General features: G+C 58.9%; 21 protein-coding genes. 6 read left to right on the plus strand and 15 right to left on the minus strand.

From position 1 onward, the window contains the following. From aroB to aspS, 11 genes are all read right to left on the minus strand, one after another. Entirely contained in the window at positions 1-1,071 is a 1,071-nt protein-coding gene (gene aroB / locus ACLI1Q_RS07025; protein WP_284771490.1) for a 3-dehydroquinate synthase, read from the minus strand. A gap of 55 nt (positions 1,072-1,126) precedes the next feature. Continuing rightward, on the minus strand, positions 1,127-1,666 hold the full coding sequence (locus ACLI1Q_RS07030; protein WP_278724120.1) for a shikimate kinase: 540 nt from the start codon (positions 1,664-1,666) through the stop codon (positions 1,127-1,129). Further along, positions 1,667-2,878: a chorismate synthase gene (aroC, locus tag ACLI1Q_RS07035; RefSeq protein ID WP_284771489.1), complete on the minus strand. Its 1,212-nt coding sequence runs from the start codon at positions 2,876-2,878 to the stop codon at positions 1,667-1,669. It abuts the gene before it with no gap. Positions 2,879-2,939: 61 nt separating this feature from the next. Then, on the minus strand, positions 2,940-3,341 hold the full coding sequence (locus tag ACLI1Q_RS07040; RefSeq protein WP_284771488.1) for an A24 family peptidase: 402 nt from the start codon (positions 3,339-3,341) through the stop codon (positions 2,940-2,942). Positions 3,342-3,412: 71 nt separating this feature from the next. Continuing rightward, positions 3,413-4,231, minus strand: a complete 819-nt coding sequence (locus ACLI1Q_RS07045; RefSeq protein WP_284771487.1) for a shikimate dehydrogenase — start codon at positions 4,229-4,231, stop codon at positions 3,413-3,415. Between the two features lie 35 nt (positions 4,232-4,266). Further along, the gene (gene mltG / locus ACLI1Q_RS07050; RefSeq protein ID WP_284771499.1) at positions 4,267-5,460 is read right to left on the minus strand and encodes an endolytic transglycosylase MltG; all 1,194 of its coding nucleotides are present in this window, start codon (positions 5,458-5,460) and stop codon (positions 4,267-4,269) included. A gap of 37 nt (positions 5,461-5,497) precedes the next feature. After that, positions 5,498-6,049, minus strand: a complete 552-nt coding sequence (gene ruvX / locus ACLI1Q_RS07055) for a Holliday junction resolvase RuvX (RefSeq protein WP_284771486.1) — start codon at positions 6,047-6,049, stop codon at positions 5,498-5,500. Between the two features lie 9 nt (positions 6,050-6,058). Continuing rightward, positions 6,059-8,743, minus strand: coding sequence for an alanine--tRNA ligase (alaS, locus tag ACLI1Q_RS07060; protein ID WP_284771485.1), 2,685 nt, complete (start codon positions 8,741-8,743; stop codon positions 6,059-6,061). A gap of 127 nt (positions 8,744-8,870) precedes the next feature. Further along, positions 8,871-10,256, minus strand: coding sequence for a replication-associated recombination protein A (locus tag ACLI1Q_RS07065; RefSeq protein ID WP_284771484.1), 1,386 nt, complete (start codon positions 10,254-10,256; stop codon positions 8,871-8,873). Positions 10,257-10,287: 31 nt separating this feature from the next. Further along, complete coding sequence (locus ACLI1Q_RS07070; RefSeq protein WP_005279032.1) at positions 10,288-11,502, minus strand: phosphotransferase family protein; 1,215 nt, start codon at positions 11,500-11,502, stop codon at positions 10,288-10,290. Between the two features lie 125 nt (positions 11,503-11,627). After that, a complete protein-coding gene (gene aspS, locus ACLI1Q_RS07075; protein WP_023030669.1) occupies positions 11,628-13,454 on the minus strand; it encodes an aspartate--tRNA ligase in 1,827 nt (608 codons plus the stop codon). Between the two features lie 241 nt (positions 13,455-13,695). Between aspS and ACLI1Q_RS07080 the strand changes: the two genes are divergently transcribed. From ACLI1Q_RS07080 to ACLI1Q_RS07095, 4 genes are all read left to right on the plus strand, one after another. Further along, entirely contained in the window at positions 13,696-14,565 is an 870-nt protein-coding gene (locus tag ACLI1Q_RS07080; protein WP_284771483.1) for a neutral zinc metallopeptidase, read from the plus strand. Positions 14,566-14,661: 96 nt separating this feature from the next. Continuing rightward, positions 14,662-15,774 carry an LLM class flavin-dependent oxidoreductase gene (locus tag ACLI1Q_RS07085; RefSeq protein ID WP_284771482.1) on the plus strand — a complete coding sequence of 371 codons (1,113 nt, stop codon included), beginning with the start codon at positions 14,662-14,664 and terminating at the stop codon, positions 15,772-15,774. Positions 15,775-15,777: 3 nt separating this feature from the next. Further along, positions 15,778-16,446 (plus strand): FMN reductase, encoded by a 669-nt coding sequence (locus tag ACLI1Q_RS07090; protein WP_284771481.1) that lies wholly within the window; start codon positions 15,778-15,780, stop codon positions 16,444-16,446. 169 nt (positions 16,447-16,615) lie between these two features. Continuing rightward, the gene (locus ACLI1Q_RS07095) at positions 16,616-18,025 is read left to right on the plus strand and encodes an L-serine ammonia-lyase (RefSeq protein ID WP_284771480.1); all 1,410 of its coding nucleotides are present in this window, start codon (positions 16,616-16,618) and stop codon (positions 18,023-18,025) included. Positions 18,026-18,090: 65 nt separating this feature from the next. On the opposite strand, the gene hisS is transcribed toward ACLI1Q_RS07095, so the two are convergent. The 3 genes from hisS to tpx all read right to left on the minus strand — a co-directional run bounded on the left by hisS (position 18,091) and on the right by tpx (position 20,682). Further along, on the minus strand, positions 18,091-19,374 hold the full coding sequence (gene hisS, locus ACLI1Q_RS07100) for a histidine--tRNA ligase (RefSeq protein ID WP_239268250.1): 1,284 nt from the start codon (positions 19,372-19,374) through the stop codon (positions 18,091-18,093). A gap of 5 nt (positions 19,375-19,379) precedes the next feature. Further along, positions 19,380-20,015: an MBL fold metallo-hydrolase gene (locus ACLI1Q_RS07105; RefSeq protein WP_239268252.1), complete on the minus strand. Its 636-nt coding sequence runs from the start codon at positions 20,013-20,015 to the stop codon at positions 19,380-19,382. 169 nt (positions 20,016-20,184) lie between these two features. Continuing rightward, positions 20,185-20,682, minus strand: coding sequence for a thiol peroxidase (gene tpx, locus ACLI1Q_RS07110; RefSeq protein ID WP_239268254.1), 498 nt, complete (start codon positions 20,680-20,682; stop codon positions 20,185-20,187). 156 nt (positions 20,683-20,838) lie between these two features. Between tpx and ACLI1Q_RS07115 the strand changes: the two genes are divergently transcribed. Both ACLI1Q_RS07115 and ACLI1Q_RS07120 read left to right on the plus strand, forming a co-directional pair. Beyond that, entirely contained in the window at positions 20,839-21,723 is an 885-nt protein-coding gene (locus ACLI1Q_RS07115) for a peptidylprolyl isomerase (protein ID WP_239275217.1), read from the plus strand. Between the two features lie 319 nt (positions 21,724-22,042). Continuing rightward, positions 22,043-22,390: a hypothetical protein gene (locus ACLI1Q_RS07120; protein WP_411696936.1), complete on the plus strand. Its 348-nt coding sequence runs from the start codon at positions 22,043-22,045 to the stop codon at positions 22,388-22,390. 102 nt (positions 22,391-22,492) lie between these two features. Here the strand turns inward: ACLI1Q_RS07120 and ACLI1Q_RS07125 are convergent, their stop codons facing one another. Then, positions 22,493-23,065, minus strand: coding sequence for a DUF421 domain-containing protein (locus tag ACLI1Q_RS07125; protein WP_410755690.1), 573 nt, complete (start codon positions 23,063-23,065; stop codon positions 22,493-22,495). Between the last annotated feature and the right edge of the window lie 39 nt (positions 23,066-23,104).

Here is a 23,104-nt window from a genome sequence, read left to right on the forward strand (position 1 = left end):
CTACTCCGTAATGGCGGCATACGCCGCTTCTAGTTCTTCGCGCGTGGGGCCCTCTATCCGCGTCGTCGCACCGATTCCGGTCAGCGCCACGAAGCGGATCTTCCCGTCGCGGTTTTTCTTATCGTGGGTCATCGCCTCATATAATTCCGCGAATTTCCCGGGTTGATACGCCGTAGGCAGGCCGATATTGGTCAGGATGCTGCGGTGCAATTCCACGAGTTCCGCATCTATCAGGCCTCGCTGGTGGGAAAGGTGGGCAATGAACATCATGCCTACGGCTACCGCATTGCCGTGGCGCCACGCATAGTTTTCTTGCCTTTCTATGGCGTGGCCAAAGGTATGCCCATAATTAAGGGTCTCGCGCAGCCCGGCTTCCTTGAGGTCTTCTCCCACCACCGCTGCCTTCACCGCGATGGAACGCTCAATCAATTCCGGCAGGACACCGCGTGGGTCAAGGCAAGCACCTGGATTTTCCACGTAGCGTTCCACGATGACCGGATCATGAATGAACCCGGTCTTAATGATCTCTGCGGAACCAGCCACGATTTCTGCCTGTGGGAGGGTGTCTAGGCGTTCCAGATCGACGAATACAGAATCCGGCTCGTGGAAGGCGCCGACGAGGTTCTTCCCGACCTTCGTATTGATTCCGGTTTTCCCGCCCACCGCGGCATCAACCATGGCGAGAAGGGTCGTAGGAACCTGAATGACCTTAATGCCGCGCATCCATCCGGCGGCGACAAAGCCTGCCATATCCGTAGTTGCCCCGCCGCCTACACCGATGACGACATCGCTGCGGCTAAAACCCGCCTCACCAAGGCGGTCCCACACGTTTCCCACCACGCTCAGTTGCTTGGCCGCCTCAGCATCCGGCACCTCGCACAAGACGGGGGTGACGCCCTGCGCTTCTACGGATTTCGCGAGTTCTTCTGCGGCGGTACGCAGGGCAGGCTGGAAGATGACCGCCGCCTTATCGGCACCCGTGTCCGCACAACGCCGCGCGATATCTTCGCTAAGACCCGCTCCGATGCGGACCTCATACGGGCTCGGTCCGTTAACGGCGATGGTGAGCATTGGACTGTCCTTTCTACGCAGCGATAACCTGCAGGGATGCGGGTGGGGTTCCCGGCTAGAGGGTTTCTAAAAAGCCCAGGATATCGCCCACGACCTGCTGCGGGGAGCGAGTATCCGTGCGTACGCGAAAATCGGCCACCTCAAGATAGAAAGGCCTGCGCGTTTCCACGATTGACCGGTAATGTTCAACCGGGTTATCCGCCGCCAGCACCGGGCGATTGCGGTCGCCGGCCGTGCGGCGCGCGCCTTCTTCTGCGGAAATATCGAGGAAGACGACGGTGTGGCGCTCCAGAAGCTCGCGCGTGGAGGCCGTCATCACCGCGCCGCCGCCCAGGCTTACTACCCCACCCTTCTGCAAGGCTTCAGCGACATGTTCGGCCTCGAGCTCGCGAAACGCCGGTTCGCCTTTCTCACTAAAGACCTCGCCGCAGGGTTTTCCCTCGGCCATTTCAATTAGGTGATCCGAATCCACCAGATCGCAATTCAGCGCATGCGAAAGCCGGCGGCCAATCGTGGACTTTCCCGCCCCGGGCGGGCCAATCAAAACGACGCAAGGATGTGGCTGTCCCGTTACATCGGTTGGCGTTGTCATCATTTACTCCTGGTTAAAGGCGAGTCGCTGCGAAACGTATTCTTCATATGCAGCAATGGCACGGCAGGTCTCGCTCAAGCTATCCCCGCCAAATTTATCTAAAACTGCGCGCGCTAGCACGAGTGAGACCATGGCCTCAGCCACAACTCCTGCTGCCGGAACGGCGCAAACATCTGAGCGCTGGTGAATTGCGGTGGCATCGGCACCGGTTTCCATATCGATCGTCTGCAAGGCGCGCGGCACCGTGGAAATCGGTTTCATAGCGGCGCGGACCCGCAATTGCTGCCCGTTAGTCATGCCGCCTTCCAAGCCGCCGGCCCGGTTGCTCAGGCGAGTTACGCCATCCTCGGTGCGGACCATCTCATCGTGGGCTTCGGAGCCGCGTCGACGCGCTTCATCGAAGCCATCGCCGATTTCTACGCCCTTGATGGCCTGAATACCCATCAATGCTCCAGCCAGCTGTGCGTCCAAGCGGTCATCGCCCGAGATGTGTGAGCCGAGGCCAATGGGGAGGCCATCGACGATTACCTCGACGATGCCGCCCAAGGTATCTCCCTGCTTCTTTGCGGCTTCGATCTCTGAAATCATCGAAGATTCGGCATCCTTACCAAAGGCGCGCACCGGAGAGTTATCGATGTCCTCGATATCCGCAAAACTGGGGGAAGGACCGGCATAGGGCTGCGATGCGCCAATAGAAATCACGTGGGAAAAGACCTCAACGCCCAACGTTTCCCGCAGGAAGTTCCGCGCTACGGTCGCGGCGGCAACCCGCGCAGCGGTCTCGCGCGCAGAAGAACGCTCCAAGATGGGTCGGGCCTCGCTGTGGTTATATTTCACCATGCCCGCAAAATCGGCGTGGCCTGGGCGCGGACGCTGCAAGGGCGCACCTCGGCCCGAATTCATCGCCTTTGCTACGTCCTCATCCTCCATATCGATGGGATCTGCGGACATGACGGTGGTCCATTTCGGCCATTCAGTATTGCCGATCATGATGGCAATCGGGCTACCAATCGTCAGCCCATGGCGGACGCCGCCGAGCAGCGTAACCTCATCGGCCTCGAACTTCATGCGCGCACCGCGGCCATATCCTAGGCGGCGCCGCGCCAGCTGATGAGAAATCTCAGCACGGGTAATGGGTACTCCGGCCGGCATGTGCTCCACCATGGAGATAAGTGCCTGGCCGTGGGATTCACCAGCGGTAGTCCAACGAAGCATGCGGGTATTATCGCACGGCACCTATGCACACGGAGCAACTAGGCACCCCAATATATTCGCCTCACCCCTCAAAGAGGGGATACGCGGCCATAACCAGCCCAGCCGATAGCACCATCGAGGGCCCGTGGGGCACACCGCCCTTGGCCCGCGCGATGCCGCTTGCGAGCAGCGTGAGTACAGCGGAACCGCCGCAGGCGATAATAACCCCCAGTGGGCCTGCCGTGGCACTAACGAGCATGCCCAGCGGCAGGGCCAATTTAATATCTCCCCCGCCGATGCCGGCGCCACAAAGCGCCACTAGGAGGTATAGCAATGGCCAGGCTAACCCACCCCAAGTGGCAAAGGTGACCGATAACACCCCAACGGGGATGGTCAGTGCATCGGGCAAGCGCCGCTCGCGAATATCCCACCAGCACAAGGCGGCTGCCCACAGGCCATAAAGTATTCCCCCGAAAATCCCCATGGCATAAGGCTAAGCGCCGCTTTGCCACTCTTCATGGCAAGGCGGCGCACATGGGCGTATCCCCAGCGTGCTTAGAGGTTGCGCAGGCGAAGCTCTTCCTGCAGGGCCGCGACCATTTCTTCGCGCGGTGCGGAAAGCCCGGTGAATTGCTCAAATTGGCTAAACGCTTGATGCGCCAGCATGACGTGCCCACCCACGGTGAAGTAGCCATTCGCGGCGGCGCAGGCGGCGAGCGTCGTAGGCCACGGGTGATAGATCACATCGAGCACTGGGGCGTGGGCAAGCTGGAAGCGATAATCCTCCAACGCAGCCGAAGGCACGGTGGAAATAATCAAATCCGCGGAGCGGGAAAGGTCCTCGAGGTCATCGTCAAAGGTTGCATACTGCAAATTGAGCCCGAGCCGCTCGGCCAAGGGCTGCAGCTCCGCTTGGCGGTTGGAACGGTTCAAGATGGTGACCTGATCGATCCCGCGTTCTGCCAGCGCCCACAGCGCCGGGCGGGAGGTTCCGCCCGCGCCGATGATAAGCGCCTGGGAGACTGGGCGGAGCCCAATGAGTTCTTGCAGGGCGCCGCGCACGCCCTCGGTATCGGTATTATCCGCGCGCCACCCATGTTCGGTGCGCACCAAGGTATTGGCGGACCCGATAAGCCGTGCCCTATCACTTTGTTCCTCTGCTACCTCGAGCGCGGCGAACTTACCGGGCATGGTCACGGAAAAGCCGCGGTACTCGGGGCCGCATTCTTCCAAGAATGGGGCAAGGGTATCGGCCGTCACCTCAAAGCGGGTATAGGACCACTCCTTGAGCCCCACTGCGGTATACCCCGCGTTGTGCAGGATAGGCGATAACGAGTGTGCGATGGGGCTACCGAGTACTGCGGCGCGCGGCATGGAGAGCGTCTACCTTTCTGGCTGCGGCCTAGTGCCTACTCAGCCGGTTGGTCCGAGGCGGCATCGCCGTTGCCGGCTCCTGCTCCCTCACCCTCGCGCTGAGAGTCAAGGACGCCGGAGCGGATAGCATCGTCCACACGGTCCAGGTGCTCATCGTAGGTATCGGAGAACACGGTGGTGCCGTCCTTATCCACGGTGACGAAGAACTTCCAGTTACCATCGGCAGGTTCTTCCATCGCGCGGATTGCCTCATCAGAAGGCGAGGAAATCGGGGTATCCGGAAGGCCTTCCTTAGCGTAGGTATTCCACGGAGTCTTCTCACCACGCGCCTCATCGGTGGTGGCCAGCTCGACATCCTCCAGACCGTAGTTCACGGTGGAGTCGAACTCGAGGCGCATGGGCTCGTCCAAGCGGTTCAGGATAACGCGGGCTACCTTGTCGAATTCGCCGGCGGGTGCCTCACGCTCCACCAAGGAGGCAGAGGTCAAAAGCTCGTACGGCGAAAGCCCAATGGCCTTGGCGCGGTTTTCGATATCGGTTTCCTCATAACGCTTGGCAGAGCGGGTAATGAGATCCTTCAGGATGTCCTTGGCGCTCATATTCGGGTCCAGAACGTACTGGCCAGGGGCAATAAGGCCCTCAATACGCTTCGGGTCATTGCCGCGTTTCTTAATGGCATCCAGTGCCCAATCCGGTGCGCCGAGCTCCTTAGGATCGGTTTCTGCCGCCGCCTTTTCCAGCTCTTCCTTCTCCAAGCAATTGCCGTCATCGCAGCTGACTTGGGAAATCAAGGAGTAGATACCGAAGCGCACGTCACCGCCGACGACCTTGACGTCCTCCAAGGTCGCACCGCCTTGAACCTCAAGCATGTCCACGCGGTTGTTTTCATCAAGCAACGCCTCTACCGCATTCGCCGCGCTCATTTCTTCTTGCAGCCGGTAGAAGCCAGGTTGAATCTGGCTGGCGCTGTGGTTCATCGATGCCGCGGAGTCGAATGCCTCTTGGGTCTTGACCACATTCTTTTCCACGAGCGTGGGTCCCAGCTCGGACATGGAGGATCCTTCGGGGACCTCCACCAATTGCGTGGTGCCGTTTCCGGCCCCTTCGTAGTCGGCCGAAGAAGTGCCGATGCGTACTCCGATGTAGATCAGAGCTCCTAGAATGACGATGACGGATGCGACCACCACGGCGATGCCGCGCTGGCGCCGCTTGACGTACTTATCATCCATCGATCGCCCGAGGCGTTGTTGGTTACGGCTCACGTGTTTAGTCTCCTGAGTTTGAAGGCTGGGCTACTGCATCATCCGAGCGGAGCGCGTTAGCACGCCCATCCAGCCAGGACTGTAGTATTTCCACCGCTGCAGCTTGGTCAATGATTTTTCTGCCCTTCTTTTCGGACACGCCGGACGCGCGCAGCGCGGTGGTTGCCGCTACCGTCGTCAAACGTTCATCAGCCAAGCGTACTGGTGGTGGAACTTTATCTATATTTTCATCTTGATTCAAGCGGCGTCGAATCCGAAACGCAATTTCTTTCGCGTGTTTTACACTTTTTGACCCATTTCCGTGTAAATCACGCGGCAAACCAACAATGACTTCTACCGCGGAATATGCCTCAATAAGCTCGAGAATTCGATCAATGTCTTCTTGATCGCGGTCTTTGAAGCCGGTCTTCCTGGGAACGGTTTCCACAGGGGTAGCGAGGGTGGCCTCGCGGTTGGATGCCGCGACGCCAATTCGCACTGTGCCCACGTCGAGTGCTAATCGGCGGCCCTCGCCTGGGTCATCCACTCCGGGGGAATCTGGTTCAACCTTTGCCACAATGAATCCTTATCGCGACTGCAACAGATCCTTGACGGCCTCAAAGCCCCGCTGCGCACCTTCCGGCGCGGTACCAGAGCCCTGCGCCATGTCTGGCTTGCCGCCGCCGCGGCCGTTGACGTATTCGCCAAGGCGCTTGACGATGTCCCCAGCTTTCACGCCCTCGTCCACCGCCTTGCCCGTAGCGGCGGCAATGAACGGGAACTTGCCCTTATCCACCGCGCCGAGCACGATGACCGCGGCCGTATCCTTCATGCGGTTGCGGATATCGGTGGCCACGGTCCGCAGGTCGCCGCCCGAGGTGCCATCGGGAAGCTGGAGCGTAATGGTCTTGATGCCATTGACCTCGGTAGCCGAGTCGATGATTTCAGAGGCGCGCGCGGTCAGTTGCGCCTTGCGCAGGCCCTCAATTTCCTTTTCGGCCGCCTTGAGCCGCTCCGAAAGCTGCGAAATCCGCTCCGGAAGTTCCTCAGACTGCACCTTTAGCTCGCGGGATACGCCCTCTACCAGCGCGGTTTCCTTGGAGTAGTACCGGAAGGCATCCATGCCGGAGTAGGCCTCAATGCGGCGGGCGCCGGAGCCCACCGAGGACTCGCCAAGCACGGAAACCAGTCCAATTTCTGCCGAGGAACCCACGTGGGTACCGCCGCAGAGCTCGATGGAAAATGGTCCGCCGATTTCCACCACGCGCACCTGGTTGCCGTAGTTTTCACCGAACAGGGCCATGGCGCCCATCGCCTTGGCCTCTTCCAGCGAGGTCTCAATGGTGTTGACGGCCATATTGGAATCGATCGCCTGGTTGGTAATAAGCGCGATTTCTTCCATTTGTTCCTGGCTCAACTGCTCGGTGTAGTTGAAGTCAAAGCGCAGGTAGCCCGGGCGGTTCAGGGAGCCCGCCTGCACTGCGGTGGGTCCCAGCACCTGCCGCAGGGCCGCGTGGATGAGGTGGGTAGCCGAGTGGGCCTGGGTCGCACCGTGGCGCCACTTCTCATCTACGGAAGCCTCAACGGACATGCCCAGGTCGAGCCCACCGGCGGTAACGGAAGCCTTGTGTACCCACAGCTTCTTGCCAATCTTCTGGACGTCATTGACCTCCAAGAGGGATTCGCCCGCGGAAATGCGGCCGCGGTCAGCCATCTGTCCACCGGACTCAGCGTAGAGCGGCGAGTGGTCCAAAATGACCTCAACCTCATCGCCCTCGTGTACCTCGTTGACCTTTTGGCCATCTTTGACCAGCCCGATGACGTTGGCACCCGAGACCAGTTCCTCATAGCCGGTGAATACGGTGGGGTTATTATCCACCCAGTCGCGGTACAAGGAGAGGTCGGTGTGACCGTGCTTCTTGGCCTGGTTATCGGCCTTGGCGCGGCGGCGCTGCTCGCCCATGGCGGCATTAAAGCCGTCCATGTCCACGTCAAGGCCGGCCTCTTGCGCCATTTCCAGGGTGAGGTCGATGGGGAAACCGTAGGTATCGTGCAGCTCGAAGGCCTTGTCACCGGAGAGCACCTTTTGGGTCTTGGCGCGGTGGGTGGAGCGCAGGTCCTCCACGGCTTCATCGAAAAGCTTGGTGCCAGACTCCAGCGTCTTCAAAAACGCCTTTTCCTCGTTGATGGCCACGCGCAGGATTCGCTCGCGGTTATCCGCAATCTCTGGATAGGACGGGGTCATGGTATCCATGACGGTATTCATGAAGCGCTCCATGGTAGCGCCCTCGGCCCCCAGCAGCTTTGCTGAGCGAATGATGCGGCGCAGCAAGCGGCGCAGGATATAGCCCCTACCCTCGTTTCCTGGGGTAACACCATCCAAGATGAGCATCATGCCGGTGCGGGAGTGGTCAGCCACCACGCGGAAGCGGATATTTTCCTGCTGCGTTGCCTTCTCGCCGTAGGTGGCGCCGGTAAGCTCCTCGGCGACGTCAATGACCGGGCGCAGCAGGTCGGTCTCGTAAACGTTGTCTACACCCTGCAAGAGGCAGGCGACGCGCTCGATGCCCAAGCCGGTATCGATGTTTTTCTTCGGCAGCTCGCCGACGATCTCAAAATCGCCCTTTCCGGTTCCCTCGCCGCGCTCATTTTGCATGAACACGAGGTTCCAGATCTCCATGTAACGGTTATCGTCCGCAATCGGGCCGCCGTCCTTGCCGTATTCGGGGCCGCGATCGTAATAGATTTCCGAGCAGGGGCCACACGGCCCCGGCACGCCCATGGACCAGTAGTTATCTTCCATGCCTAGGCGCTGGATGCGCTCTTCTGGCACGCCGATCTTATCGCGCCAGATTTCCGCTGCCTCATCATCATCGAGGTACACGGTGACCCACAGGCGCTCCGGATCCAGGCCAAACCCGCCGTCTTCTACGTCTTTGGTCAGCAGGTTCCATGCATTGGAAATGGCGCCTTCCTTGAAGTACTGACCAAAGGAGAAGTTGCCCGCCATTTGGAAGAAGGTGTTGTGGCGGGTGGTAATGCCCACCTCCTCGATATCCAAGGTGCGCACGCACTTCTGGATAGAGGTGGCAAGGCCTTGCGAAAATGGTGGGGTCTGCTGGCCCAAGAAATAGGGCTTGAAGGGCACCATGCCCGCGTTAACGAAAAGCAGGTTAGGGTCATCCAGGATCAAAGAGGCGCTGGGGACAACCTCGTGACCAGAATTGACGAAGTGCTGGGTAAACCGTTCCCGGATCTCATGAGTCTTCACGAGCAATAATCCTAACTGTCTAAGCTTTTATCTTCCATCAAGAAGCTTTCTAACCCACCCAACTTTACCTACAGGTAGGCAGGCTGTGCCCATCGGTGGGGCCAAAACCGGTCGAGCCGGTTCGCACTTAGCGGCGCTTGCCGCGAAGTATCCTGCGCAAACGGCCAATATAGTCAAAGATTCGCTTTTCCGCGCCGTGCTCGGTGGGCTCATAATATACGGTGCCCTCGAGCTCATCGGGCAGGTATTGCTGCTCCACTACCCCGCGCGGGTCATCGTGGGGATAGGAATACCCCGTGGCATTTCCCAGCCGCTTGGCGCCCTCATAGTGCCCATCACGCAGGTGCGGCGGCACGTGGCCCACCTTGCCGGCCGCGACATCGGCCTGCGCCTTAGTAATAGCAGCGATGACGGACGGAGATTTCGGCGCCGTCGCCAAGTGAATCGTTGCCTGCGCCAGTGGGATGCGCGCTTCTGGCAAGCCGATCAGTTGCGCCGCCTCTGCAGCGGCAACGGCGACTTGCAAGGCGGTGGGATCTGCCATGCCAATATCTTCTGAGGCGTGAACCATCAGGCGGCGGGCGATAAACCGGGGATCTTCGCCGGCTTCCACCATGCGCGCTAGGTAGTGCAGCGCGGCATCGACATCGGAGCCGCGGATGGACTTGATGAACGCAGAAGTCACGTCGTAGTGCTGATCGCCGTCACGGTCATAGCGCACCACCGCCCGATTCACGTTATCCGTAATCGTGGCCGCGGTGATCTCGCCGCCATCGTCGACTGCTTCCGCGGCCGCCTCGAGGTAGGTCAGGCTGCGCCGGGCATCGCCACCAGAGAGCACGACAAGCTGGTTGAGCGCCTCATCAGTAATGCTTAGCTCGCGCTCGCCTAGCCCCCGATCGCTGTCTAACGCGCGGCGGGCTACGCCCTTAAGATCCTCCTCGCTCAGCGAGTGCAACTGCAAAAGCAGCGAGCGGGAAAGAAGCGGCGAGACGACCGAGAAGGATGGGTTTTCGGTCGTCGCTGCAACCAGCAGGACCGTCCGGTTTTCAACCGCCGCCAGCAAGGCGTCTTGTTGGGTTTTGGAGAAACGGTGCACCTCATCGATGAAAAGGACCGTTCGGCGGCCGTGGATGAGTTCCTGCCGGGCGTGGGTAATGACTTCGCGCACCTGCTTCACCCCTGAGTCAAGGGCGGAGAGGCCGACGAAGTTTTGGCCCATCTGGCTGGCTATCAGCGAGGCAATCGTCGTCTTGCCAGTACCCGGCGGCCCATACAAAATGACCGAAGCCTCGCCGGACCCCTCGACCAAGCGGCGCAGCGGCTTGCCGGGGGCAAGGAGGTGGTCCTGGCCCACGACCTCTTCTAGAGTCTGTGGGCGCATGCGAGCGGCCAAGGGCGAACCGGAGTGCGTGGCAAAGAGATTGGCTGTGGGAAAAGACGATGGCGAGCCTTCGCCGCCCATAGTGCCACCGGCATTGGGAGAGGCGCCGAAGAGAGAATCCTGGCTCATGTGGTTTTAGCTCCCCAGAAAGGTGTAGTGATTATTCGTCGTGGACGCGGCGGGCAACGATGGTGCCAAACTCCGCGATGGACGTGCACGGTGCGGTCCCGCATTGGGCGGCGTAGCGCGCGAGCGCGTCAAAGGTTTCGTACAAATCTTGGCGCACCAATAGCTCGTCCTCATTAAAAGGGCCGCTTTCCGGCGGGCGCAGGATCGAACGCTTTGGGTCATGGACAATCTCCGCGTCACCGCTAGCAAGGGCAACCAGTCCCTCAATTCCGCCAGCGTGCATCGTGGTCACGCTCGACAAGGCCCAGCCAATGAGGGAAGCGACGATAAGCCCGTGCAGTTCGTCTTCGTCGGCAAAGCGCGGCCACACCTCAGATACCTCGCGCGACCATGCGGCGAGGAATATATCTGCTTCCTTATCCGTAATTGGCTTAGAAAACAGGAACTGCGGGAAGCCCGCGATAACGCACGCGACGTCAAAGCCCACGTTCCTAAAACCGGCCCATTCATAGTCCAAGAAGTGCAGGCGCTTGGAGACGATGATGTTATCCGGCGATAAATCGAAGGGAGTAAAGGCCCTATCCTTGCCGGAGGCGAGGGATTCAGCGGCTTGATCGGCTAAACTGCGGAAGCTTTCGGGGGCTTCAAGCCCCGCCTCATCAAGCAGGCTCAGCCCGATGCCGATGGAGCGATACAGGGACTGATCGCGCACAGATTGGTGATCGGCGTATTCCGGGTTATGCCGCAAGGTGCGGTTGAGCAGGGTCTCGAAATCCTGCTCATGATCCGCGGTGCCTACGTGGATATGCCCCAATGCCGTGCCCAAGGAGCGCAGGATCCGAATGCGATCCTCATCGCCGGATTCTAAGAGCACATCCGCAAGGGTCTCGGCCTCCCCCAAATCCGTCAGGACGATGATGCGCCGGTCTAAATCATGCGCAAGCAGCACCGGCCCTGGGCGCACGTCTTCTGCTAAGGCGGTGGTGAATTGATAGGCCACGACCTCGCGCAGCATTGCCGCGTCATCCACGCCGTAGCCGGTGACCGGATTGTATTTGATGACCACAGAGCGATGCGGCAAAAAGGCGCTAGGGGCAACCTTCGCGCGCAGGACTAAAGCATTGCCGGATCCGCCTAGATCCTCAATGTCTGACATTTCCGGCGTGCCACCAAAGCGGCGCGACAACATTTCCGATGCGGCACCAATGACCTCATCGGCCGAAAGCACTGTCTGTGTATCAACCATAGTTCTATCCAGTATGCCCGCCAACACAAAGCGGGGGCTACACCCTCGCCGCACAAGTTTCCGCTGCGGCGAGGACGCGCGCCCCGCTTACCCTAAAAATGGTGTCGTGATAGCGAGCCTAAGAGCTAGTTCTCCTGCTCTGATTTCGCGGCCTTAGCCTCTTCGCCGTTCTTTTTCTTCTCCGGCTTGAAATCCACGCCGGTCTCCTTGCGCTGTGCGGCAGGGATGGGCGCGGGGGCATCGGTAAGCGGATCCACGCCGCCACCGGACTTCGGGAAGGCAATGACGTCGCGGATGGAGTCAAAGCCGCCCAAGAGGGACACGATGCGGTCCCAGCCAAAGGCGATGCCGCCGTGTGGAGGTGCGCCGTAGGAGAAAGCGTCAAGCAAGAAGCCGAACTTTTCTTGTGCTTCCTCATCGCCGATGCCCATGACCTCGAAGACACGCTTTTGCACATCTTCTTGGTGGATACGGATAGAACCGCCGCCGATCTCGTTGCCGTTGCAGACGATGTCATAAGCGTAGGCCGTGGCCTCGCCCGGGTTCTCGTCGAAGGAATCGATCCACTCCGGCTTCGGCGAGGTAAAAGCGTGGTGCACCGCGGTCCACTTGGAGTGGCCCAAGGCCACGTCGCCGGAAGCGGTGGCATCGGCAGAAGGCTCAAAGAGCGGGGCGTCAACGACCCAGGTAAAGGCCCAGTCACCTTCCTTGATGAGGTCGAGCTTCTTGGCGATTTCACCGCGGGCCGCACCCAGCAGCGCGCGGGAAGACTTGGTATCGCCGGCGGCGAAGAAGATGGCGTCACCAGGCTTTGCGCCCACGTGCTCGGCGATGCCCTCGCGCTCCGCGTCGGTGATGTTCTTGGCTACTGGCCCGCCCAAAGTGCCATCTTCTGCAACGGTGATGTAGGCAAGGCCCTTGGCGCCGCGCTGCTTGGCCCAGTCCTGCCATGCATCAAACTGGCGGCGCGGCTGCGAAGCACCGCCGTCCATGACTACGGCGCCGACGTATTCGTTCTGGAAGACGCGGAAGGTAGTGTCCTTGAAGAACTCCGTGCACTCGACGATCTTGATGTCGAAGCGCAGATCCGGCTTATCGGAGCCGTAGTACTTCATGGCATCGGCATAGGTCATGCGCGGGATCGGGGTCTGAATGTCATAGCCGATGAGCTTCCACAGCTCTTTGACAATCTCTTCACCAAGCGCAATGACATCGTCTTGATCCACGAAGGACATCTCCACGTCTAGCTGGGTAAATTCCGGCTGGCGGTCGGCGCGGAAGTCCTCATCGCGGTAGCACCGCGCGATCTGGTAATAGCGCTCCATGCCCGCCACCATCAGCAGCTGCTTGAACAGCTGCGGCGACTGCGGCAGCGCGTACCAGGAGCCCGGCTTCAGGCGGGCAGGGACCAAAAAGTCGCGGGCGCCCTCAGGGGTGGAGCGGGTCAAGGTAGGGGTTTCGATTTCGGCGAAATCGTGCTTATCCAGCACGTTGCGGGCCGCGCGGTTGGCAGCGGAGCGCAGGCGCAGGGCCTTGGCCTGGCGCTCGCGGCGCAGATCCAAGTAGCGGTACTTCAGGCGGGTCTCCTCGCCTACCTCGCCAGAGGCGGAAGGATCATCTACCTGGAAGGGCAGCGCTGCGGATTTGTTGAGCACCTCCAGGTCGGTGACGTTGACCTCGATGTCTCCGGAAGGCAGGTTCGGGTTTTCGGAGCCTTCTGGGCGCGGTTCCACTACGCCGGTTACCTTGACGCAGTATTCCGAACGCAGGTCGTGGGCGCGCTCTGCCACATCGGATTCGCGGAAGACCACCTGGGCAATGCCGGAACGATCGCGCAGGTCAATGAAGATCACGCCGCCGTGGTCACGGCGACGAGACACCCAACCGGTTAGGGTTACGGTCTCTTCTGCCAGTTCTTTGCGGAGCTCACCGGCCAAATGGGTACGCAGCACTATAATTCAATCCCTTCTGAAATGGAGTTACTTGCGGGTCCAGCCACGCGTAAACAGCGCGCGCCCAACCAAGCACAAGACTAGGAACTTGGCCAATTCTACATCCCATCGCCGTTTCTTCTCCTATTAAGTCCATTTAAGGCACTAGGCATGGGTGCGAACCGGACGCCGCTGCCAGTACCGCGCATAAATGTGGCCGGTACGCACTGAAGACGCCGAAAAGGTGTGGCACTATTTAGGCATGACGTTTAAATCTGGTGCCGATTTCGATGGCCAGCGCGCAACCTCCGGCGGTGGCGGCGGCCTCGCTTTAGGCGGCGGCATCGGCTCCGTCATGCTCGTCGGGCTCTACCTCTTATTGGGAGGAAACCCCTCCGATATTGGCGCCCTCCTGGGCAATGAGCAGTCCCACTCCGGTGCCGATGATTCTGCCTTCGATCACTGCCAAACGGCAGAAGACGGCAATAAATACGATGACTGCCGGGTCATGTTTACCGCCATGAGCGTGGATAACGTCTGGACCGCCGAGCTGCCCGAGCAAGCCGGCATCGAATACACCAACCCTGGCCGGGTGATTTTTAATGGCTCCACCAATTCCGGTTGCGGCACCGCCTCTTCAGCCACGGGTCCCTTTTATTGCCCCGCCGACCAATCGGCGTATTTCGATACCACCTTTTTCGATTCCCTGAGCAACTACGGCGCGCACAATGCCCCATTCGCGCAGATGTACATCGTCGCCCACGAGTTTGGCCACCACATTCAGCAGCTCGAGGGCACGCTGCAGCTATCTGACTATAACGACCCCGGCGCGGATTCCAATGCGGTAAAGATCGAGCTCCAGGCAGATTGCTACGCAGGTATTTGGGCTTCTCATGCAGATAAGGGCGAGGATGCGCTGCTGGAACCGATTTCCCAGCAGCAGGTCGCTGACGCAGTCACCGCGGCGCAGGCTGTGGGCGACGATAATATCCAGCGGCGTTCCACCGGGCAGGTCCAACCCGATGCGTGGACGCACGGCTCCTCCGAGCAACGCCAGCGGGCTTTCCTTGCTGGTTATAATTCCGGCCGGATGGCTGAGTGCGACACCTTGGGGCGCGGGGTCTACAGCTAATTCCCGTCCCCCTCTTTACTCGTTTGGGAACAATCTCCCCTCCCACGTTGTTGACATGTCACGTACAATGATTATAGGTACGTAGAAAGGGACACCATGCAATTTGGCATTTTCACGGTCGGAGATGTGACCACCGATCCAACGACGGGCGAAACCCCGTCAGAGGCGGAGCGAATCCGCAATATTACGGAAATCGCGCTCAAGGCGGAAGAAGTGGGCCTCGATGTCTTTGCCACAGGCGAGCACCACAACCCGCCCTTCGTCCCCTCCTCCCCGACGACCCACCTGGCCTATATTGCGGCGCAGACTAAGCGCCTGCAGCTTTCTACCTCCACGACGCTAATTACCACCAATGACCCGGTAAAGATCGCGGAAGATTACGCCTTTTTGCAGCACCTTTCCGGCGGCCGTGTGGACCTGATGATGGGACGCGGCAATACCGGCCCCGTCTACCCGTGGTTTGGCAAAGATATCCGCCAAGGCATCCCCTTGGCCGTGGAAAATTACCACTTGCTGCGCCGCCTGTGGCGCGAAAATAGCGTCAACTGGGAGGGCAAATTCCGCACCCCGTTGCAGGCGTTTACCTCTACCCCGGCGCCCCTCGATGGCGTCCCGCCGTTTGTATGGCACGGCTCAATTCGCTCTACACAGATTGCAGAACAAGCGGCCTATTATGGCGACGGGTTCTTCCACAATAATATTTTCTGGAATCAGGAACACACGGCCAAGATGGTCACCATGTACCGGCGCCGCTTCGCCTCCTATGGCCACGGTCAGGCCGACCAAGCCATCGTGGGTCTCGGCGGCCAGGTATTCATTGGCGATACTGAAGAGGAAGCCAAGAAGTTCTTCCGCCCGTACTTCGATAACGCACCCGTGTACGGGCACGGGCCTAGCCTGGAGGAGTTTACTGACTACACCCCGCTGACCGTGGGTACCGCAGAGCAGGTTATTGAGCGCACCCTGAAATTTGCGGACTACGTGGGCGATTACCAACGCCAGCTCTTCCTCATCGATCACGCGGGCCTGCCGCAAGAAGTGGTGCTCAAGCAGATAGAAATTCTTGGCACTCAAGTCGTCCCAGAGCTCCGCCGACGCTTTGAGCAGCGGCGACCAGACCATGTACCCTCAGACCCACCAACGCATGCCACGCTCAAGCAGCACCCAGATTCCCCACACTTTCGCGTAAGCCCTGGAAAGGAGGACTAAACAATGCGATCTTTGGTTGTCCTCACGGCCGGGCTATCGGAGCCATCATCTACCCGGCAATTAGCTGAGACTATTGCAGAAGCCACCGAGGCAAAGATTTCCGCACGCGGTGAAGGCGTGAACACCCACATCATTGAGGTGCGCACCCTTGCTTCTGAATTGGCCACGGCCATGACCAATTGGGCGGCCCCGACGCCCCACTTGGATGAAGCGAAAGAGCTGCTGTCTACGGCCGATGGCTTTATTGCCGTCACGCCCGCGTTCCAAGGAAGCTACTCCGGGCTGTTCAAGATGTTTTTTGATGTTCTGGATTCGCACGCCTTGGAGGAACTGCCTACCATCGTTGCCGCTACGGGCGGTTCACCGCGCCACGCGCTCATCTTGGACTATGCGCTGCGCCCCCTATTGAATTACCTGCACGCCCACGTCGTTCCCACCGGCATTTTCCAGGCAACAGAAGATCTGGGCACCGCCGAGGGCGCGCGCATTCGCAGCCGCATCGAGCGCGCCGCCACCCAGCTTGCAGATCAGATGATCCGCCCAACGGATCGGGTCGCCGGGCTTGCCGATGCCCCTAAGCCCGGACCCCATTCCCGCCCCACTGGGATCGGAGTGGACGAGGAATTTCTGCCTTTCGAGGAAATTTTGTCCCAATACGACGGAAAGCACTAGCGCCGCAATACCTATCGCATATTCTAAAATTGATACATGTCACATATTTCTCTACGCTTGAATTTTAGAAATGTTCCACTTGAATCCCCGCGCCTGAGAAAATCTCTTTTTCATGCTCTTGGACTGATAACTCTCTTGCTACCAAGAAAGGTTTCTTAAGGCTTTCACCATGACTATTAGCGTTACTGACATTTTCGCCATCGGCATTGGTCCCTCCTCCTCACACACGGTTGGGCCGATGCGCGCCGCGAAGCAATTTCTAGAATCCCTCGATACCCATCCCGCCCGCGTCTCCGCGGAGCTGCGCGGTTCGCTTGCCGCCACTGGGCGCGGCCACGCCTCCGACCGCGCCGTCATTCTGGGACTCGCCGGTTGGGAGCCGCTGACCGTTCCCATCGATGCCGAGCCACAAGCCGGCGGCATAATCCCCAGTGAAGGCAACATCTCCGGCCCGTCCGGCTCCGTCGACTACGAAATTGCCTTTGAGAACGAGCCACTGCCCCAGCACCCCAACGGCATGATCTTCAAGGCCTGGGATGCTGATGGCACTATCTTGGCTGAAGACGAGCAGTACTTCTCCGTCGGCGGTGGCTTCATCCTCTCCCGCAAAGAGTTAGACGCGGAGATGGCCGATAGCCACGAGGTACCCGCCGGCGTTGCCGCAGCAACCGTAGAAGATACCGTGCCTTATGAGTTCACCACCGGTGAAGAACTGCTCAACCTCTGCGAGGCCAACGACAAAGATATTTGGGAAATCGTCCTCGCCAATGAGGAAGTACTTCATCAGGACGAGGGCGGCGCGGATTTTGTCCTGCGCCACTTGGACCTCGTATGGGACATCATGCGCGAATGCGTGACCGATGGCATTTCCACCAAGGGCCTCTTGCCCGGTGGTCTCCGAGTGCCGCGGCGTGCCCCCAAGATGTATGCGCAGCTGCTCGAGCAGAAAAATGACCCACACTCTGGATTTTCCGCCATGGAATGGGTCAACCTCTTCGCCTTAGCGGTCAACGAGCAAAACGCTGCGGGCGGCCGCGTTATCACCGCGCCCACCAACGGCGCCTGCGGCATCATTCCCGCAGTCTTGCACTATGCGCGCGATTTCCATGGTGGCTTCTGCCGCGAATCCGCACGCCGCTACCTGCTCACCGCCGGCGCAATCGGCATGATCATCAAACAAAATGCCTCAATTTCCGGCGCCGAGGTGGGCTGCCAGGGAGAAGTCGGCTCCGCCTCGTCCATGTCCGCTGCGGGAATGGCAGCACTCCTTGGTGCAACGCCTGCCCAGGTAGAAAATGCGGCAGAGATCGCCCTTGAACACAACCTCGGCCTTACCTGTGACCCGGTAGGTGGATTAGTGCAGATCCCCTGTATTGAGCGCAACGCCATCGGCGCGGTGAAATCCATTAACGCCGCCCGCATGGCGATGATGGGTGAAGGCACCCACCACGTCACCCTAGATAATGCCGTACAAACCATGGCGGATACGGGCCGCGATATGCTCTCCAAGTACAAGGAGACCTCCCTCGGCGGCTTGGCCAAGACGATGGGCTTTAGCGTTTCCCAGGTGGAGTGCTAATCAGTCAAAAGCACATAAAAGGGCGGCACCGAGTAATTTCGGTGCCCCCTTTTTTGATCCTGCGTTTAGCCTTCTAGATCCTGCCCCAGAATGGCAACCAGCTGCGATAGTTCAACATCGCGCTGTTCGTGGGCGGCCAAGTCCTTCACGGCGACGGTGCCATTGTCTAGTTCTTGGTCTCCCAAGACCAGAGCAAAGCGCGCGCCCGCGCGGTCAGCGCCCTTCATCGCCCCCTTAAGGCCGCGATCACCAAAGGACATGTCCGCGGCGATTCCCGCCTTGCGCAGGTCATTGATGATCCCGGTCATGCGGCGCTTGGCCGCTGCGCCCAAGGCAATGCCGTAGACGTCCACGCGGGAATCACTGCCTTCTAAGGTGATTCCCTCCGCTTCAAGGGCGAGGATGGCGCGGTCGACGCCGAGGCCATAGCCGATGCCCGAGAGATCTTGGCCGCCAAGCTGCGCCATCAACCCGTCGTAGCGGCCACCGCCGCCAATACCGGATTGCGCACCCAGGCCATCGTGGACGAATTCAAAACAGGTCTTGGTGTAGTAGTCCAAGCCGCGCACCATGCGCGGGTTGATTTCGTAGGCAACACCCATATCATCCAGCATGCCGGTTACGGTCTCAAAGTGCTCGCGGCACTCGGCGTTGAGGTAGTCGAGCATCAATGGGGCATCGGCAAGCTGCTCCTGCATGTCTGGGCGCTTATCGTCCAAGACGCGCAAGGGATTGATCTCCGCGCGGCGGCGGGTTTCCTCATCCAAGTCCAGCTTAAACAGGAATTCCTGCAGCTTTTCGCGGTAGGCGGGCCGGCAATTCCGGTCGCCCAAGCTGGTCAATTCCAGGCGGTACCCGGAAAGTCCCAGGGCCCTATAGGAGCGATCCGCCAGGGCGATGACCTCCGCATCCAATGCGGGATCGTCGACGCCAATGGCTTCCACGCCAACCTGCTGAAGCTGGCGGTAGCGCCCTGCCTGCGGGCGCTCATAGCGGAAGAACGGCCCGCTGTAGTTCAGCTTTACCGGCAGCTGACCGCGGTCCAGATTGTGTTGAATGACCGAGCGCATCACACCCGCGGTGCCCTCTGGGCGCAGGGTCACTGAGCGATCGCCGCGATCTGCAAAGGTGTACATCTCCTTGGAGACCACGTCGGTAGATTCGCCCACGCCGCGGGCAAAGAGCGCGGTATCTTCAAAAATGGGCAATTCAATGTGCTGAAAGCCGGAAAGATGCGCCTGTTCCACCATGGTCTGGCGGACCTTATAAAAAGTCGCAGACTCTGGTGGGAAATAGTCTGGCACACCCTTCGGTGCGGACAGTGCCTGGAACCGCTTCTCTTCACTCATGGTCACTAGACTACCCCATGGGATTTTCGCAGGAATGGGTTGGTCGCCCTCTCCTGACGCATGGTCGAGGTTGGGCCGTGGCCGGGAAGAATGTCCAGCTTATCGTCTAAATCCCACACCGGTCCCGCCAATGAGTCCAGCATGGCCTGTGGATTAGAATCCGGCAGATCGACCCGCCCCATTCCCCCGGCAAAAAGTACGTCCCCGGTAAGGGCAAAAGTATCCGAAATGATCAATACGCACCCCGGCGAATGCCCAGGCGCGTGCTGGAGGGTAAATGTATGCCCGATTAGCTCCAGTTCTTCCCCACCGTGGAGTTCGCGGAGATCGGAAATGGGCACCATTCTCGAGGCGTGGAATAACTCCTGTGCCTGGGCGGAAACACCCTCCCCAGAATCCAACATGAACTTATCTGCGGGATGAATATAAACGGGGATATCGAGCTCCTGCGCCAAGTCACCGGCCTCGCGAGTGTGGTCAATGTGCCCGTGCGTGAGCACGATGGCTTCATAGTCATAGTCGTACGCTAGAACCTGCGACGTGGAATCCATGCCTGGATCCACGATGAAAGCGCGCTTTCCCTCCGCCGCGATATAAGTATTGGTGCTAAATGGGCCCGCGGTAAATCCTTGAATCTCCATGCTTTAAGTCTAACGAGACCTGCACCCACAGCGCTCCCGAACGCAGCGCCCCTCTGAACTCAAGGGCCCCGCAAGCATGCAAAAAGCACCCAGCCTTCACCCCCACAGCCACGGTGGGTTATGGGGAAAGGCTGGGTGCTAGATTTAAATATCCTGCCAGCTTAAAGCTTTATTGCAGGGCGGCAAGTGCCTTATCGTAGTCCGGCTCAGTGGTTACCTCTGGCACCAACTCGTTGTAGATGACCTTGTGGTCAGCGTCGGTGACCACAACGGAGCGTGCCAAAAGGCCCTTGAGCGGGGAGCCTTGCAAGGTCACGCCGAACTTCTCGCCAAAATCGGAGCGGAAATCGGAGGCGGTGTCCACGTTTTCAATGCCCTCTGCGGCGCAGAAACGATCCAGTGCAAAAGGTAGGTCGCGGGAGACGGACAAGACAACGGTGTTGTCCAAGCCCGCAGCCTTTTCATTAAAGGTGCGCAACTGCTGCTGGCACACGCCGGTATCGATGGATGGGAAAATCGAGATAACGAGGCGCTTGCCCTCGAAATCCTTTTTGGTGACCTCAGAGAGGTCGGTGCCAACGAGAGTGAATTCTGGGATGGACTCCCCTACTGCGGGAAGTTCACCAGCGGTTTGGGTAGGTTCGTCAGAAAAATTAACTTCAGCCATGGCCCCGAGCGTACTGATACTTTTGCTTCCCCGCTATAGCTCTCCGCTTATTGCTTAAGCCAATCCCCGAGCCAAGTCATCCCCATGGCCGCAAAGCCGCTAAAATCGTCCTAGTTGAGACACGTCACCGATAATCGCTAGAAAGGTTGTCCCACGGTGCCAGATAATAAAAAGCGCGGAGAAGACGCGCTGCACAAGCTCGACCGCGAACTAAAGTCCCGTGACCGCAAACAAAAGACTCGTCCTTTTGGCGTCGCCTTAGCCTCGCTCGTCGTCATCCTCGGCATCGCCGGAGGGATTTACTTCCTCTCCACCCGCGATGACTCTGAGGGCGAAATCCAGGCGGAAGATACCTCGGAAGCACAGACCACGCAGGAAGCACCCAAGGCAGAGCCCTTGAGCGGCAAGCGCGCGGAAGCCCTGCCTGCAACCGTCCAGTGCGAGTACAAGGACAATGGGCAGGATGGCCACGGTGCCAAGAAGCCCGACGGCAAGGATATATCCACCGAGGGCACTGTTACTGTATCCTTCGATACCACCCAGGGCCCGATCGAGATGGACCTAGACCGCGCCACTGCGCCTTGTACTACCCACGCCATTTCGGAACTGGCTGACTCCGGCTTCTACGATGACACCGTCTGCCACCGCATGACCTCCGGTGGCTTGAATGTGCTCCAGTGCGGCGACCCCACCGGTTCCGGTGCCGGCGGCCCGGGCTTCAGCTTTGCTGATGAATACCCCACCGATGAAACTGATGACGAGGACGCGCAGAACCCAGTTGTCTACCCCCGCGGCTCCGTCGCTATGGCCAATAGCGGCCCAGATACCAACGGCTCCCAGTTCTTCCTTAACTACGATGACTCGGAGTTACCTCCTAACTACACCTACTTCGGCACCATCACTGAAGAAGGCCTCAAGACCCTAGACAAGATTGCCGAGGCCGGCGTAGACACCGGTGACCAAGGTAGCAATCCAGGCGGCCAAGAGGATGGCAAGCCTGCAGAAGAGGTAAAGATCAAAAAGGCTACGGTAAAGGCCTAGTCTGCGGCATCGGCGCTTGCCGATGCCTCCCCCATTCCCTCTACATTTGCCTCACCCCAGCACACTGCACGAACTATATCGTGGCGTGGCGCTGGGGAATTTTCATATCCGATGCTTTTCCTTAAATACCCTTCTACCTCGCTTAGCTCCAGAAAGCACATCCTTCCCATTCACACCATCTGCATTAATCACCCCCTCCAAACACCCCCATTCCTTATTGATAATGTTTTTTATTAAAATTAGCTCGGGTAATTCAGACAGCTACGCAGCCGTCTAATATCCAAAAAATTTGAACACCACAAGCTTGACAGGAAACACAATGAAGCGTTTCTCCCGCAAGGCCTTCCTCGCCGGCGCAACCGCCCTATCCGTTACTCTCGCTGGCACCACCGTGGCCACTGCCGCGGAGAATGTGAATACCGTTGCTCAAGGCTCTTCTACTGCCTCCACCAGCACTCCTAGCCAGAACATTGATTCTGATGCAAACAAGAAAAACGACGCCAAGAATACGCAAGCCTTGTCTTCCAAGGACGCGAATCCTGAGTCCGTCAAGGCCTGGATCGAAGTCATTACTGCTGCTGTCGGCGCACTGGGCACTCTCTTCGCGTTCGCCAATAAGTACATCAACATCGATGACCTTCTAAAGAACTTCAAACTTCCTTTCTAGACGTTGATGCCTCTTGAGGGCGATTAACCGCCGTGCTCTTATTTATCTGCACGGCGGTTGTACGAAAAGTAGTCCTGAAGTTCTTCCCCCTCTATCAATTCTTTAAGACTCTTTGGCCTGTTTGATATACCCAGAGCCAACGAGGTCATTAAAGATATCTGGGTCTATGTCCTGACCATTCTTGATGACAGATATGTGCCCGGTGGGCTCTAAAACCATAATCTGAACGTCTTCCATGCGGGCTAAACCAGCCTTTCGCACCGCGGAATACACGTCAGAGCGAGTGATATGGGAAACGGTGAGATTATCGTCAATCATCTCGCCCTGAAAGACGATAAGGACTGGACGCCGATCTAAAAACCGCGTCCATTTCACTACCTTGCGAATGGTCCCGAATGCAGCTTCCAAGGCCATCAGTGTGGTCAGCCCGATAACACCCGCCGCTAGTGTAGGTGGAACACCAATGATCACACGCCCGGCAACAGCACCGAACATAATGATGATGATCGCGTCAGAGGCCGTCATGGAGGTCAATACGCGGGAACCAAAAAGCTTCACCAAGACCATAAAGGCGAGATAGATGCCTAATGTAGACAACATGACAACAGGAACTCGATGTAGCTCGATTCCTAGTTGAAAAGTAGCCTCGCGTAAAAACCGTTCAAAGATATCCACGGCTTTTGAGGTTACTAGGATGCACGACACAGCACAGAA

The organism is Corynebacterium limaceinasi (assembly GCF_046717465.1).
Classification (GTDB): Bacteria; Actinomycetota; Actinomycetes; order Mycobacteriales; family Mycobacteriaceae; genus Corynebacterium.

Excerpts from the sequence above, each read along its gene's own strand:
- aroB (WP_284771490.1), bottom strand. The coding sequence starts at position 1,071 with ATGCTCACCATCGCCGTTAACGGACCGAGCCCGTATGAGGTCCGCATC.
- ACLI1Q_RS07030 (WP_278724120.1), bottom strand. The coding sequence starts at position 1,666 with ATGATGACAACGCCAACCGATGTAACGGGACAGCCACATCCTTGCGTC.
- aroC (WP_284771489.1), bottom strand. The coding sequence starts at position 2,878 with ATGCTTCGTTGGACTACCGCTGGTGAATCCCACGGCCAGGCACTTATC.
- ACLI1Q_RS07040 (WP_284771488.1), bottom strand. The coding sequence starts at position 3,341 with ATGGGGATTTTCGGGGGAATACTTTATGGCCTGTGGGCAGCCGCCTTG.
- ACLI1Q_RS07045 (WP_284771487.1), bottom strand. The coding sequence starts at position 4,231 with ATGCCGCGCGCCGCAGTACTCGGTAGCCCCATCGCACACTCGTTATCG.
- mltG (WP_284771499.1), bottom strand. The coding sequence starts at position 5,460 with ATGGATGATAAGTACGTCAAGCGGCGCCAGCGCGGCATCGCCGTGGTG.
- ACLI1Q_RS07065 (WP_284771484.1), bottom strand. The coding sequence starts at position 10,256 with ATGAGCCAGGATTCTCTCTTCGGCGCCTCTCCCAATGCCGGTGGCACT.
- ACLI1Q_RS07070 (WP_005279032.1), bottom strand. The coding sequence starts at position 11,502 with ATGGTTGATACACAGACAGTGCTTTCGGCCGATGAGGTCATTGGTGCC.
- ACLI1Q_RS07080 (WP_284771483.1), top strand. The coding sequence starts at position 13,696 with ATGACGTTTAAATCTGGTGCCGATTTCGATGGCCAGCGCGCAACCTCC.
- ACLI1Q_RS07085 (WP_284771482.1), top strand. The coding sequence starts at position 14,662 with ATGCAATTTGGCATTTTCACGGTCGGAGATGTGACCACCGATCCAACG.
- ACLI1Q_RS07090 (WP_284771481.1), top strand. The coding sequence starts at position 15,778 with ATGCGATCTTTGGTTGTCCTCACGGCCGGGCTATCGGAGCCATCATCT.
- ACLI1Q_RS07095 (WP_284771480.1), top strand. The coding sequence starts at position 16,616 with ATGACTATTAGCGTTACTGACATTTTCGCCATCGGCATTGGTCCCTCC.
- hisS (WP_239268250.1), bottom strand. The coding sequence starts at position 19,374 with ATGAGTGAAGAGAAGCGGTTCCAGGCACTGTCCGCACCGAAGGGTGTG.
- ACLI1Q_RS07105 (WP_239268252.1), bottom strand. The coding sequence starts at position 20,015 with ATGGAGATTCAAGGATTTACCGCGGGCCCATTTAGCACCAATACTTAT.
- tpx (WP_239268254.1), bottom strand. The coding sequence starts at position 20,682 with ATGGCTGAAGTTAATTTTTCTGACGAACCTACCCAAACCGCTGGTGAA.
- ACLI1Q_RS07120 (WP_411696936.1), top strand. The coding sequence starts at position 22,043 with ATGAAGCGTTTCTCCCGCAAGGCCTTCCTCGCCGGCGCAACCGCCCTA.